7 protein-coding genes and 2 pseudogenes are annotated in these 14,784 nt (G+C 40.0%); 7 read left to right on the top strand and 2 right to left on the bottom strand.

Annotated elements, in window-relative coordinates; genetic code table 11:
• Window positions 1–54: 54 nt before the first annotated feature.
• A complete protein-coding gene (locus DXC10_RS00955) occupies window positions 55–4,047 on the top strand; it encodes an SUMF1/EgtB/PvdO family nonheme iron enzyme (protein ID WP_117737189.1) in 3,993 nt (1,330 codons plus the stop codon).
• Window positions 4,048–4,201: 154 nt separating this feature from the next.
• Here the strand turns inward: DXC10_RS00955 and argS are convergent, their stop codons facing one another.
• Window positions 4,202–6,019, bottom strand: a complete 1,818-nt coding sequence (gene argS, locus DXC10_RS00960; protein WP_101541879.1) for an arginine--tRNA ligase — start codon at window positions 6,017–6,019, stop codon at window positions 4,202–4,204.
• Between the two features lie 108 nt (window positions 6,020–6,127).
• Window positions 6,128–6,394 (bottom strand): HU family DNA-binding protein, encoded by a 267-nt coding sequence (locus DXC10_RS00965; RefSeq protein WP_101541880.1) that lies wholly within the window; start codon window positions 6,392–6,394, stop codon window positions 6,128–6,130.
• A gap of 217 nt (window positions 6,395–6,611) precedes the next feature.
• On the opposite strand from DXC10_RS00965, the pseudogene DXC10_RS16660 reads away from it, so the two are divergent.
• The 6 genes and pseudogenes from DXC10_RS16660 to secDF form a co-directional block, all read left to right on the top strand.
• Window positions 6,612–6,948, top strand: a pseudogene (locus tag DXC10_RS16660) (rhomboid family intramembrane serine protease); the annotation flags it as partial.
• Between the two features lie 122 nt (window positions 6,949–7,070).
• Window positions 7,071–7,346 (top strand): annotated as a pseudogene (locus tag DXC10_RS16665) (rhomboid family intramembrane serine protease); the annotation flags it as partial.
• A complete protein-coding gene (locus tag DXC10_RS00975) occupies window positions 7,327–8,217 on the top strand; it encodes a rhomboid family intramembrane serine protease (protein WP_101541881.1) in 891 nt (296 codons plus the stop codon). The pseudogene DXC10_RS16665 and the gene DXC10_RS00975, both read left to right, overlap by 20 nt.
• Window positions 8,218–8,253: 36 nt before the next feature.
• On the top strand, window positions 8,254–9,354 hold the full coding sequence (locus tag DXC10_RS00980) for an endonuclease/exonuclease/phosphatase family protein (RefSeq protein WP_101541882.1): 1,101 nt from the start codon (window positions 8,254–8,256) through the stop codon (window positions 9,352–9,354).
• 64 nt (window positions 9,355–9,418) lie between these two features.
• Window positions 9,419–11,503: a M3 family metallopeptidase gene (locus DXC10_RS00985; RefSeq protein ID WP_101541883.1), complete on the top strand. Its 2,085-nt coding sequence runs from the start codon at window positions 9,419–9,421 to the stop codon at window positions 11,501–11,503.
• A gap of 83 nt (window positions 11,504–11,586) precedes the next feature.
• Window positions 11,587–14,592: a protein translocase subunit SecDF gene (gene secDF / locus DXC10_RS00990; protein WP_101541884.1), complete on the top strand. Its 3,006-nt coding sequence runs from the start codon at window positions 11,587–11,589 to the stop codon at window positions 14,590–14,592.
• Window positions 14,593–14,784 lie beyond the last annotated feature (192 nt).

Genomic DNA, 14,784 nt, shown 5'->3' on the forward strand with positions numbered 1-14,784 from the left:
TTTGAAACATAAATATTGAACTAAAAAATTATAAATATTAATTGTTAACCTATCATGAAGTATAGAAGTAAACTATTGGCAGTTTGTTTTCTACTTTCTTCTATCGGTGCCTCAGGTGCCGGTGCTAAAAAAGTAGAAACATGGCTTGACGCTTCTGTAAAAGCAAAGGCAGAACTACAAGCAGAGTTAAAAAAATCGGGTATGCCCATCGTCTCACAATGGATGAAACGCAAACAAAATGCGGAAACTTTTATTGTAGATGTAAAAGGGATGGACAAATTAGTACTGGTGACTACCGGAGGTAGTGATGGATCGGACTATGATCAGGCAGTATGGGGAAATGCACGGCTAATTGCCACTGATGGTTCTTCCGTTTGGCTGGATCAAGTAAAGTACGAATATGGTAAGGCTGGATGGGATAAACCCCGTATGAACATCAATGCCTATGGTAAACCACTGTCAGTAGGTGGAAAGAAATTTGAGCACGGTGTATTCTGTCATGCTGAAGGTATGCTGGTTTATGCCCTCAACAAGAAATATATACGTTTCGAGGCCGAAGTAGGTATTGATGACCAGTCACAGAGTGGAAGTGTCTATTTTCAGGCACTTAATGTCATCCCTTCTGACATTGCCCAAAAACTACAAGCTCAATATCCCAAAGAAGCTGGACTACTATCAAATGTATTTGGAGGATTAGAAACATGGCTCATTTCCGGTGATACTTCTATAGAAAAGAATGCCATAAAAAAACAAATCGGTAAACTGAACGAATCGACTTATTATCTTGAGAAACTGAATCAAATAGAGAAAGAAAAGCAAGGTATAGAATGTACAAAAGCCTATCTGTCACTGATGGAAGAGGTACAAAACATTTACTTGATACAACAAGAGTTGCAATGGTTCAATCTGGAAGCTTTGAAATTGGCCTACAATGATATGAAACAACAAAAGAACTTCAATGTAGCCAAATATGAACCACTTTACAATGAAACACTCTCATTAGCAACCAAAGGTTTTAACGGTATCTACAATGGTGATGAGAAAGCCATAGCTGACACCCGTAAAGCCTTGAATAATCGCCGAGCTATTTTATTAGGTAATCCTCTACTAGATAGTGATAAGATTGTAGCAGCACGTTACAAAATCGGTAATAGGGCACGCCGTATAATGACTCCTGAATTGGGTACGCAAAGTAATAACTGGAGTAATCAGGAATCTGCACGTCGTGGAGGTTTCGATGCAGAAATCATTGAACTAAGTAACCTGCGCAATGATATACAGATGCGACAAGTATATAAACCGACTAACGGTTCTTCTATCGCAGATTTACGCTTGCATTGGGATGGTGATCGTGTAATGTTTACTCAAACACGCGATGATAAACGCTGGAACGTATTTGAAGTGAAACTGGACGGAAGTGGTTTCAAACCTCTTATCAACAATGAAGAACCGGACTTGGAATTCTATGACGGTACTTACCTGCCGGATGGACGTATTTTAGCGATCTCAAATATCGGTTATCAAGGTGTACCTTGTGTAAACGGAAGCGATGCAGTAGGTAATCTGGTGCTTTATGACCCCCAAAAAGGTAATCTGCGCCGTCTCACATACGACCAAGATGCCAATTGGAACCCGGTAGTTATGAATAATGGCCGTGTAATGTATACTCGTTGGGAATATACTGACTTGACACACTATTACTCACGTATCGTAATGCACATGAATCCGGATGGAACAGAAAACAAAGCTCTCTATGGAAGTGGTTCTATGTTTCCAAACAGTACTTTTGATATACAGCCACTCCCCAATCATGCTTCCGCTTTCGTAGGTATCATCTCCGGTCATCACGGGGTTGCACGTTCTGGTCGTATGATTATCTTCGATCCCACCAAAGGGCGTAAGAACGTGGCCGGTATGGTGCAAGAAATTCCTCATCGCAATCGTCCTATAAAGGAACTCATCAAAGACCGTTTGGTAGACGGTGTATGGCCTCAATTCATCAAACCCACCGTTCTGAACGATAAATACTATCTGGTAGCCGCTAAGCTGTCTCCAGAATCTCTATGGGGCATTTACTTGGTAGACGTATATGATAACGTAACCTGCATTATGGAAGCAGAAGGAGAAGGTTTTATCAGCCCTATCCTTGTAAAAAAAACACAGCTTCCACCAGTAATCTCCGACCGGGTAAAATTGAATGAGAAAAATTCTACATTCTTCATTCAAGATATTTACGAAGGTGAAGGTTTGAAAGGAATTCCTCGTGGCACTGTGAAATCACTTCGTATTCACGCTTACGAATATGCGTATGTAAAAACCCGTTCTGACCATAATTGGCATGGTATACAATCCGGTTGGGATATTAAACGTCTGCTAGGTACTGTTCCCGTAGAAGAAGACGGTTCGGCTATCTTCAGTGTACCCGCCAATACTCCTGTATCAATTCAACCACTGGACAAAGATGGAGTGGCCATTCAATGGATGCGTAGTTGGGTAACCGGACAACCAGGTGAAGTAGTATCATGTATTGGTTGTCACGAAGACCAAAACCAAATTGCGATGCCTAAACGTGTGATAGCTTCACAAAAAGCTCCTGTGGCTTTGACTGCCCCCGAAGGTGGTTCACGTTCTTTCACGTTTGATTTGGAAATACAACCCATTTTGGATCGCGCTTGTATCGCCTGCCACAATGGCAATAAAGCTTTCGACCTGCGTGGTGGTAAGAAAGACCAGTTAGGCTACGGTCTTTCTTATCTCAACTTGCACCCATATGTACATCGTCAAGGAGGAGAAGGTGATATGGTAGTACTCCAGCCATACGAATATCATCCTAACACCAGTGAATTGGTACGTATGCTAAAAAAAGGACATTACAACGTACAATTAACCGATAAAGAATGGTTGACACTATATAATTGGATAGACTACAATGCACCAGACAAAGGTTACTTCAATGCCAATGTCTTGACTTCACTTCCTTATAAAGGATATGACCAGATAGAACGCCGCATAGAATTGACAAACAAATACGGTAACGGCGCCGGTGTAGACTGGAAGAAAGAAATTAAAGACTATGCTGATTATTTGAAGAGTAAAGGTGAAATTACTCCTGTAATGCCCGAACCGGAGAAAGCAGTAAAAGTAAAAGATCTGAAAGTAAAAGGATGGCCGTTTGACGCTGCTACAGCTAAAACAATGCAAACCAAATCCGGCGAAACACATCGAAGTATAGAAATAGCTCCGGGTATCAAAATTAATTTTGTCCGTATTCCTGCTGGACAGTTTGTCATGGGAAGTTACAATGGTGAACCCGATGCTTATCCCACTGCCAAGGTAAAGATAGACAAACCTTTCTGGATGGGTGAGTTAGAAATTACAAACGAACAATTCAATGTTATTTTCCCGGATCATGATAGTCGTTTCGTAGATCAGATGTGGAAAGACCATGTAGTACAAGGTTACCCGGCAAATGAGCCTCAACAACCAGTTATCCGTGTTAGTTACAACGATGCCGTTGAATTCTGCCAAAAGCTGAGTAAAAAGACAGGTTTGAACATTACTCTGCCCACTGAAGCACAATGGGAATGGGCTTGTCGTGGAGGTAGTGATGACGACTTCTGGTATGGAAACAAAAATACTGATTTCGGTAAAAAAGAAAATCTGGCGGATAAAACGACTCTTCTCTTCGCTGTACAAGGCGTAGATCCCAAACCGATGAGTCCCAACAGCAGCTGGTATAAGTATTATACTTTCCTGCCGAAGGAAAAGAATGTAGATGACGGACAACTCATACAAACAGGCGATAAAGTTTATGAAGCCAACCCGTTCGGTTTATACAATATGCACGGAAATGTGGCCGAGTGGACACGTTCAGATTATTTACCCTATCCTTATAAGGTGAATAATAAAGAAACTTCCGACCACAAAGTAGTACGTGGTGGTTCGTATATAGAACGTCCTAAATTCTCCACTTCACATTCACGTAAGGGATACTATCCCTATCAACGTGTTTTCAACGTCGGTTTCCGTGTGATTATTGAAGAGTAACATAAATCAGGCGTTTTTACGCCTGATTTAACATGAAAAAGGCAATCACGAATAATATATTTTTCACAAAGAGAAGCAGAGATATTTTATATAGAAAAGCGGAGTATACAAAGAAAATGTATACTCCGCTTTTCTATATAATGATTACAAACAATTACATTCTATCAGGTACTTCAATACCCAACAATCCCATTCCTAAACGCACTATCTTAGCAACATTCTCCGATAAAGCAAGACGGAAAACTTTTACTATTTCGTTTTCTTCGCGCAAAATACTAAAATCATGATAGAACTGGTTATATTCTTTCACGAGATCATACGTATAATTTGCAATGATAGAAGGACTATAATCTTCACCAGCTTGTTTTACAATAGCGGTAAAATCAGCAACCATCTGTATCAAACCTTCTTCTTTCTCACTTAATTCAATACCTGCCGGTATCTGGGTAGGAATAACAATACCCATCTCTTTTGCCTTACGCAATACAGACTGAATGCGGGCATAGGTATATTGAATAAACGGACCGGTATTGCCGTTGAAGTCAATGGATTCTTTCGGATTAAAAGTCATATTCTTACGAGCATCCACTTTCAGAATAAAATATTTCAAAGCGCCCAATCCCACAATACGAGCAATGTTATCAGCCTCCTCCTTCGTTAAACCATCAAGTTTACCTAACTCATCTGAAGTTTCCTTAGCAGTTGCAATCATCTCAGCCATCAGGTCATCAGCATCCACTACCGTACCCTCACGACTTTTCATTTTACCTTCGGGCAATTCTACCATACCGTAAGAGAAGTGAACTAATCCTTTACCCCACTCAAAACCCAATTTATCAAGCAAGATAGAAAGTACTTGGAAATGATAATTTTGTTCATTACCTACTACATAAATCATTTTGTCGATAGGATAATCAGCAAAACGCAACTTGGCTGTACCAATATCTTGAGTCATATAGACAGAAGTACCGTCAGCACGAAGTAACAGCTTATGATCTAGTCCCTCACCAGTAAGATCAGCCCAAACAGATCCATCTTCTTTTTTATAAAAGAAGCCTTTCTCCAGACCTTCCATCACTTTCTCCTTACCTTCAAGATAAGTATTAGATTCGTAATAAATCTTATCGAAGGTTACACCCATCATTTTGTAAGTTTCATCAAAGCCTGCATATACCCAATCGTTCATTTTCTTCCACAAAGCACGAACTTCAGGATCGTTAGCTTCCCATTTCACCAACATTTCACGGGCTTCCTTCATTAAAGGAGATTCCGCTTCCGCTTTTACCTTAGCTTCCTCTTCACTCAGACCCTTATCCTGATATTTAACCATCAGTTCTTTGACCTCTGCTTTATAATGTTTATCAAAAGCCACATAATAGTCACCAATTAAATGATCCCCCTTTTTACCAGATGATTCAGGAGTCTCACCCTCTCCATACTTCAACCATGCCAACATAGATTTACAGATATGAATACCACGGTCATTCACAATATTGGTTTTTACTACCTTATTTCCGTTGGCAGCAATAATATTTGCCAAAGCACTACCCAATAAATTGTTACGGACATGCCCCAAATGAAGTGGTTTATTAGTATTGGGAGAAGAATATTCAATCATCACCAACGGTGACTGATCCGTTACAGGAACAATTCCATACTGAGGATTTGCATGAACACTATTCAACAACTCAATCCATGCCGAAGAAGCAATGGTCAGGTTCAAGAATCCCTTGATTACATTGAATGCCGAAACCGAAGATTCGTTTGCCTGTAAATATTCACCAATCTCTTGTGCTGTCTGTTCCGGTCCTTTTCTAGACATACGGAGAAAAGGGAAAACAACCAAGGTGAGATGCCCTTCAAATTCTTTTTTGGTTTTCTGCAACTGCACTTGAGCGGCAGGAATATCTTGTCCGTAGAGTGCTTTAAGTCCGTTAATTACGGACGTTACCAATTTCTGTTCTATATTCATGATTTAAATGTATTTTCTCTTTGCAAAGATACGAACTATTTTTAATTCCATAAAAAAAGGAGACGTTGTATACGCCCCCTTCCTTTTTTAGTTTTATTTATGATCTATTTATTCGATAGTCAATTCAGAACCGGCTTTAAACTTAGCAACCTTCTTTGCAGGAATCTGAATAGTTTTTTTCGTTGCCGGATTGATTCCGGTACGTTCTGCTCTTTCAACTACTGAAAAAGTGCCGAAACCCACCAATGACACTTTATCACCTGCTTTCAAAGCCTTTGTTACGGATACAATAAATGCATCTAACGCCTTTTTAGATTCAACCTTTGACAATCCAGCTTCAGCTGCCATTGCACTAATAAGTTCTGCCTTATTCATAATACAAATTGATTAATATGTTACACAAAAGATAAATTCGTTATCACAACTTCCTACAAAAATAGAGCAATAAATCTGAATATCAAATAAAAACATTAAAAAAAGATTGGAAAAAGATGAAAAAAAAGGAATAGGAATTGTATTTTCTGTTATAGAACAGAATTTATTCGTACTTTTGCCAAATAAAGCGAAAACAAGTTGAACGAATATACAGATTATGAATAGTATACCAACAGTTACCAAAAACCTTTTGATTATTAATGTGCTGATGTTTCTCGGTACACTTGTAGCCCAAAGTTATGGCATTGATTTGGCTAAATATCTGGGGTTACACTTCTTTCTTGCCGAAGATTTCAACGTGGCGCAACTGATCACCTATATGTTCATGCATGCAAGTTTCACCCACTTGTTTTTTAACATGTTCGCCGTATGGATGTTTGGTCGTATCCTTGAGCAGGTATGGGGTCCAAGACGTTTCCTGTTCTATTATTTGGTATGTGGTATAGGGGCAGGGCTTATTCAAGAAGTGGTAACAGGTATTCGATACATGACACTGGAAGCTGGTATGACTCCCGAAATGGTTGAAGCCGTTTTGAAAGAAGGTACCAAAGCACTTCATCAAAACATGAACTTCATTGATCCTATCATGGCAAGTCTAAACCTTACGCTAAACAGTTCTACTGTTGGAGCTTCCGGAGCCGTATATGCCATCTTACTGGGTTTCGGGATGTTATTCCCCAACCAACCGATGTTTATCTTCCCATTACCTTTCCCTATCAAGGCAAAGTACTTTGTTATTGGATATGCCCTCATAGAGTTGTATGCCGGATTTGCCAACAATGCGGGAGACAATGTAGCACATTTTGCACATTTAGGGGGTATGATATTCGGTTTCATATTAATTACGTACTGGAGAAAAAAAAGTAGAGGAAATGGCAACTATTATAACTGATCTGAAAAATACATTCCGTAGAGGAAATATCTATTTACAGTTAATTTATATCAATGTCGGAGTATTTATCCTTACTACATTGACAGAAGTCATACTGCAACTTTTTAACCGGAGCCTGGCAGGTGTATTCGAATGGATGGAGCTTCCGGCTTCACTTTCACGTTTCATTATACAACCTTGGTCTATATTCACCTATATGTTTATGCACGCCGGATTAATGCATATACTCTTCAATATGCTTTGGTTGTACTGGTTCGGTGCATTGTTTCTGAATTTTTTTTCGACAAAGCATCTGCGGGGTATATATATTCTAGGAGGGATTTGTGGAGGTGTACTTTATATAGTGGCTTACAACATTTTCCCTTATTTCCGTCCCATGATAGAATATTCTTTCATGTTGGGTGCGTCAGCTTCCGTACTTGCCATTGTTACCGCAACCGCCTATCGTGAGCCTAACTATCCGATACAACTCTTCCTTTTTGGAACAATCCGCTTGAAATATCTGGCGCTGATTGTCATTTGTACCGATTTACTTTTTATCACTTCCAGTAATGCAGGAGGCCACATCGCCCATCTGGGAGGGGCGTTGGCAGGGTTTTGGTTTGCTGCCGGCCTGAGTAAAGGCACGGATATTACATCCTGGATCAATAAATTCCTCGATGCCATCACTTCTTTATCCAGTATCCGCCCCCATAAGCCTAAAATGAAAATTCATTATGGAACAGAAAGGGGAAAAGATTATGACTACAATGCCCGTAAAAAAGCCCAAAACGATGAGATAGACCGTATCCTCGATAAACTGAAAAAATCAGGATACGAAAGCCTGACTACAGAAGAAAAGAAAAGTTTGTTTGATGCAAGTAAACGATAATCACTCAGTATCAACCATTAATCATGCACAAAAAGAATGAAGCATCTCGGTAATTTTGTCGTTTTTATCATACTGGTGATCAATGCTTTATTTACAGGGCTCATGCTATTAACAGCTTATAGCCCGTATATTTATCCGGTGACGCATCCGGTACAATCCTGTCTTGGACTGACTTTCCCTATTTTTGCATTGATTAATGGTTGCTTTTTATTTTTTTGGCTGATGATACAACGTTATAAATCCGCCCTTCTCCCTTTAATAGGTTTCTTATTGTGTTATTCCCAAATACGTACTTATCTTCCCATCAATTTCCGTACGGACAACTTTCCTGAAGGAAGTATCAAATTACTTTCCTATAACATCATGGGCTTCAATGGGGCCAACAAAAAGGACGGCAAAAATGCCATACTTACCTATCTGAAAGAAAGTAATGCAGATGTCCTCTGTTTGCAAGAATATGCAACCGTAGAATCTCCCCATTATCTGACCCAGAAAGACATTGAACGTGAATTAGCCGATTACCCCTATCACCGTATCAACGCAGTGGGTAGCGCCAATGGATATACCAACAAAATAGCCTGCTATTCAAAATATCCTATCCTATCAGCCCGGATACTGAAATATGCAAGCGAATACAACGGTTCCGTAGTTTACGAATTGAAGTTAGACAAAGACACAATAACCCTTATTAATAACCATCTGGAGTCCAATAAACTGACGAAAGCAGACAAAGATATCTACGAAGGTATATTGAAATCTCCCGAAAAAGAAAAAGTAAAAAATGGAGCACGACTGTTAATTCGCAAATTAGCAGAAGCTTCTGCCATCCGTGCCCCACAAGCTGATACTATTGTACAAGAAATTAATTCCTCCCGCCATCCTTTCGTCATTGTTTGTGGGGACTTTAACGATACTCCCATTTCATATACCCATCGTGTCATCGCAGAAAACATGAACGATGCTTTTACTCAATCAGGACGTGGATTAGGTATTTCATACAATCAGAATAAATTCTATTTTCGAATAGACAATATATTAATTAGTAAGAACTTTCGATCCTATAATTGTACGGTAGATCGCTCCATAAAAGAATCCGACCACTACCCGATATGGTGTTATATATCCAAACGACCGTGATTTCTCTATTTATAAAGAAGTATAAATATAAACAAACTACTTAATATCTAATACTTTAATGCTTATGTTTAAAAGAAGTATTCTAATTTTAGCTGCAAGTTGTATGATGTACTCCTGTACTACTCAAACGGAAAGTAATCCGTTTTTCACCGAGTTTCAAACTCCGAATGGTGTTCCTCCGTTTGATAAAATCAAACTTGAACACTACGAACCTGCTTTTCTGAAAGGTATAGAAGAGCAAAATGCCAATATACAGGCGATTATCGATAATACAGAAGTTCCAAACTTTGAAAATGTAATTATTGCCTTTGACAACAGTTCACCCATGCTCGATAGGGTAACAGGTGTTTTCTTCAACATGACGGAAGCCGAAACCAACGACGGATTAGCAGATTTGGAAATGAAGATGGGACCTTTAATGTCAGAGCATAATGACAATATTTTACTAAATCAAGAGTTGTTCAAGAAAGTAAATACTATATATCTACAAAAAGACAGTTTAAAATTAACCAAGGAACAAGAACGACTACTGAATAAAATTTATAAGAAATTTGTACGTTCTGGAGCCAATTTGCCTGCCGACAAACAAACTCGTTTGCGCGAAATCAACAAGCAGCTTTCCAGTCTCGGTATCACCTTCGGGAATAATGTATTAAATGAAAACAATGCTTTCAAACTCTATATCGAGAAAGAAGAAGATCTCGTTGGTCTACCTGAAAGTGTACGTCAGGCAGCGGCTGCCGATGCCAAGACAGACGGGCAAGAAGGCAAATGGCTTTTCACTTTACAAAATTCCAGCCGGTTACCCTTCCTGCAATATTCTGCCAACCGCCCCATGCGTGAAAAAATCTATAAAGCGTATATTAACCGCGGAAACAACAATGATGGAAATGACAATAAAAAAGTGATAACCAATATTGTGTCCCTAAGACTGGAAAAAGCTAACCTTTTAGGCTATGATTGTTATTCCAACTTTGTATTGGACGAATGTATGGCAAAGAATTCCCAAACAGTAATGGATTTCCTAAATAACTTGTGGAATTATGCTCTACCTAAAGCAAAAGCCGAAGCAACCGAACTTCAAAAGCTGATGGACAAAGAAGGCAAGGGAGAGAAACTGGAAGCATGGGATTGGTGGTATTACACCGAAAAACTTCGCAAAGAGAAATATGATCTTAAAGAAGAAGAAATCAAGCCTTATTTTAAACTGGATAATGTTCGTGAAGGTGCTTTTGCCGTAGCCAATAAACTCTATGGCATTACCCTCACCAAGATGGAAGGTGTGCCCGTTTATCATCCCGATGTCGAAGTGTTTGAAGTAAAAGACTCCGAAAGCAGTCAACTGGGTATCTTCTACGTAGACTATTTTCCCCGTGCAGGTAAACGTGGTGGAGCATGGATGAGTAACTATCGTGAACAACAAGGTAACATACGCCCGCTGGTATGCAATGTAGCAAGTTTCACCAAACCCGTAGGCGATACTCCTTCATTGTTAACTATTGATGAAGTAGAAACTTTGTTTCACGAGTTTGGACACGGGCTACATGGCTTACTGACCAAATGTAATTACAAAGGGATTTCCGGTACAAATGTTGCCCGCGATTTTGTCGAATTGCCTTCTCAAATCAACGAACACTGGGCAACTGAACCCGAAGTGTTGAAAATGTATGCAAAACATTACCAAACTGGTGAAATCATTCCTGACAGTCTCATAGAAAAGATACTGAATCAAAAAACTTTCAACCAAGGTTTTATGACCACCGAGCTTCTTGCAGCCGCCATTCTCGACATGAATTTACATAATCTGACGGATACGCAGGAGCTTGATGTAGTAGCATACGAAAAAGAAGCTATGGACAAACTCGGTTTAATTCCTGAAATCGCTCCACGCTACCGTACCACCTATTTTAATCATATCATCGGTGGCTATGCAGCAGGTTATTACAGCTATCTATGGGCTAACGTACTGGATAATGATGCTTTCGAGGCATTCAAGGAACATGGCATTTTCGATAAACACACAGCCGAGCTTTTCCATCGGAATGTTTTGGAGAAAGGTGACAGTGAAGATCCGATGACACTCTATAAAAATTTCAGAGGCGCTGAACCCCAATTAGAACCGATGTTAAAAAATCGCGGTATGAAGTAAGATTTGTGAAAAAAAAGCTATATTTGCAGCCTTGTATGCAATAGAAATTAATAAAGAAGTAATCATAATAAACTAAAAGTAACATGCAAAACAAAGGATTTGTAAAGGTTTTTGCGATATTGCTCACACTGGTGTGTGTGTTCTATCTTTCCTTCTCTTTTGTGACTCGCCATTACACAAACAAGGCAAAAGAGTTCGCAAAAGGTGATGTGAAAATAGAACAAGACTATCTTGACTCTCTGGCAAATGAGAAAGTGTGGTTCGGCAATTGGACGCTGAAACAATGTCGTGAAATGGAGATCAGTTTAGGTTTGGACTTGAAGGGTGGTATGAACGTTATCCTTGAAGTTTCTGTACCCGATGTTATCAAAGCATTGGCAGATAACAAACCAGACGAAGCATTCAACAAAGCACTGGCAACAGCTGCGAAACAGGCTACTACAAGCCAAGAAGACGTCATCACATTATTCATCAGAGAGTATCACAAGATTGCTCCTGAGGCACGTCTTTCGGAATTGTTCGCAACCCAACAATTAAAAGACAAAGTAACCCAACAATCTTCAGATGCAGTGGTTGAAAAAGTACTGCGTGAAGAAGTAAAGGCAGCTGTTGATAACTCATACAACGTACTTCGTACGCGTATTGACCGTTTCGGTGTGGTTCAGCCCAATATTCAGAGTCTGGAAGACAAAATGGGCCGTATCATGGTGGAACTACCCGGTATCAAGGAGCCTGAACGTGTAAGAAAATTATTACAAGGTTCTGCAAACTTGGAATTCTGGGAAACTTACAATGCAAAAGACGTTACACCTTATTTACAAGCAGCCGACTCCAAGTTGCGTGCTATATTGGCAAATACAGTTCAATCAGACAGCATTACAACAGATAGTATAGTAACCGAAGCTCCTACCGTAGCCCAGACTACCAGTACGGCAGACAGCCTTGCCGCAGCTTTGAAGGGTGAAAGTAAAGCCCAAACTGCCAATCTTGCACAAATCAAGAAAGATCATCCGTTGCTGGCTATCATGCAAGTTAACCCGAACGGACAAGGTCCTGTCGTAGCATATGCCAATTATAAGGATACCGCCGACATCAACAAATATCTTTCTATGCCGGAAATCCAATCTGAGTTACCGAAGGATTTACGTTTGAAATGGGGGGTATCTCCTTACGAATATGATCCGAAAGCTCAGACTTTCGAGCTTTATGCTATCAAATCTACTGAACGTAACGGGCGCGCTCCGTTGGAAGGTGATGTAGTAGTAAATGCCAAGGATGAGTATGACCATTACGGTAAACCTGCTGTAAGTATGTCCATGAATTCAGACGGCGCACGCCGCTGGGCACAACTTACCAAGCAGAATGTAGGTAAAGCAATCGCTATCGTTTTGGATGGTTATGTATATTCCGCACCTAATGTAAATCAGGAAATCACAGGCGGTAATTCACAAATTACCGGTCATTTCACTCCCGAACAAGCAAAAGACTTGGCAAACGTATTGAAGTCCGGTAAGATGCCGGCTCCTGCACATATCGTACAGGAAGACATCGTTGGTCCATCTTTGGGACAAGCGTCTATCAACGCCGGTATCATCTCATTTGCTGTCGCATTGATCCTGTTGATGGTTTACATGTGCTCCATGTACGGTTTCATTCCGGGTATGGTAGCCAACGGTGCTTTAGTACTGAACCTGTTCTTCACACTGGGTATCCTTTCGTCCTTCCAGGCAGCTTTAACCATGTCCGGTATTGCCGGTATGGTATTGTCACTTGGTATGGCTGTAGATGCCAACGTGTTGATTTACGAACGTACTAAAGAAGAATTACGCGCAGGTAAGGGAGTTAAGAAAGCATTGGCAGATGGTTACTCCAACGCATTCTCTGCCATTTTCGACTCTAACTTGACATCTATCATCACTGGTATCATCCTGTTCAACTTCGGTACAGGTCCTATCCGTGGTTTCGCCACCACATTGATTATAGGTATCTTGATTTCGTTCTTTACAGCAGTGTTTATGACACGTCTGTTCTATGAACACTTCATGAACAAGGATAAGCTGTTGAACCTAACATTTTCTTCCGGTATTTCCAAGAATTTAATGGCAAATGTACACTTCAACTTCATGGGTAGAAACAAATTATGGTTCACCATTACAGGTATCGCCCTGATAATTTGTATCGGTTCACTCGTAACCCGTGGTTTAAGCCAAAGTATTGATTTTACCGGTGGACGTAACTTTAAAGTACAATTTGAAAACAAAGTAGAACCGGAACAAGTCCGTGAATTAATCGCAAGTAAGTTCGGTGACGCAAACGTTAGTGTTATTGCTATTGGTACAGACGGTAAAACTGTACGTATCAGTACCAACTACCGTATCGAAGAAGAAGGGAACAATGTAGACTCCGAAATCGAAGCATATCTGTATGAAACATTGAAACCCGTATTGACTCAAAACATTACGTTGGAAACATTCATCGACCGCGAAAACCACACAGGTGGTAGTATCATCAGTTCACAAAAGGTAGGTCCGAGTATTGCAGACGACATCAAGGTATCTGCGATCTGGTCTGTTGTACTTGCATTGATCGCTATCGGTATTTATATTCTGATCCGTTTCCGTAATATTGCTTACAGTATCGGTTCTGTTGCAGCATTAGCCTGCGATACCATTATAATTTTGGGTGCTTACTCACTCTGTTGGGGCTGGATGCCATTCTCTCTGGAAATTGACCAGACCTTTATCGGCGCTATCCTGACAGCTATCGGTTACTCTATCAATGATAAAGTGGTGATCTTCGACCGTGTACGTGAGTTCTTCCACCTATATCCGAAGCGTAACAAGTTCCAATTATTCAACGATTCGCTGAATACAACTTTGGCACGTACCATCAATACTTCATTGAGTACTTTGATTGTGTTGTTGTGTATCTTCATCCTTGGTGGTGATTCTATCCGTAGCTTTGCATTCGCTATGATTTTGGGTGTCGTATTCGGTACATTGTCTTCACTCTTCGTTGCATCTCCTATCGCATACTTGTTGATGAAAAACAAGAAAACAGTAGAACCTGTTGCCGAGGAAGTGAAATAATAGACTGATAATATAAAGTAAAAAGAGTAGAGACTGGAAAGTCCCTACTCTTTTTTTATATCCCCTATCCTCAAACATCTGTTTACAAAAAAATAGAATTCCCCCCCGACATAATCCATACCTGACTTGAATTCACAGTAACAGAAGAATAAAGCGGATTTTACCTTTTTATTGATTACAATTCTTTGCATG

This window comes from Bacteroides sp. OM08-11, from assembly GCF_003438665.1.
In the GTDB taxonomy this organism is placed as follows: Bacteria; Bacteroidota; Bacteroidia; order Bacteroidales; family Bacteroidaceae; genus Bacteroides; species Bacteroides cutis.

Bases quoted from the DNA above. Each gene is read 5' to 3' on its own strand.
- DXC10_RS00955 (WP_117737189.1), top strand. From the start codon at position 55: ATGAAGTATAGAAGTAAACTATTGGCAGTTTGTTTTCTACTTTCTTCT.
- DXC10_RS00985 (WP_101541883.1), top strand. From the start codon at position 9,419: ATGTTTAAAAGAAGTATTCTAATTTTAGCTGCAAGTTGTATGATGTAC.
- DXC10_RS00980 (WP_101541882.1), top strand. From the start codon at position 8,254: ATGAAGCATCTCGGTAATTTTGTCGTTTTTATCATACTGGTGATCAAT.
- secDF (WP_101541884.1), top strand. From the start codon at position 11,587: ATGCAAAACAAAGGATTTGTAAAGGTTTTTGCGATATTGCTCACACTG.
- DXC10_RS00965 (WP_101541880.1), bottom strand. From the start codon at position 6,394: ATGAATAAGGCAGAACTTATTAGTGCAATGGCAGCTGAAGCTGGATTG.
- argS (WP_101541879.1), bottom strand. From the start codon at position 6,019: ATGAATATAGAACAGAAATTGGTAACGTCCGTAATTAACGGACTTAAA.
- DXC10_RS00975 (WP_101541881.1), top strand. From the start codon at position 7,327: ATGGCAACTATTATAACTGATCTGAAAAATACATTCCGTAGAGGAAAT.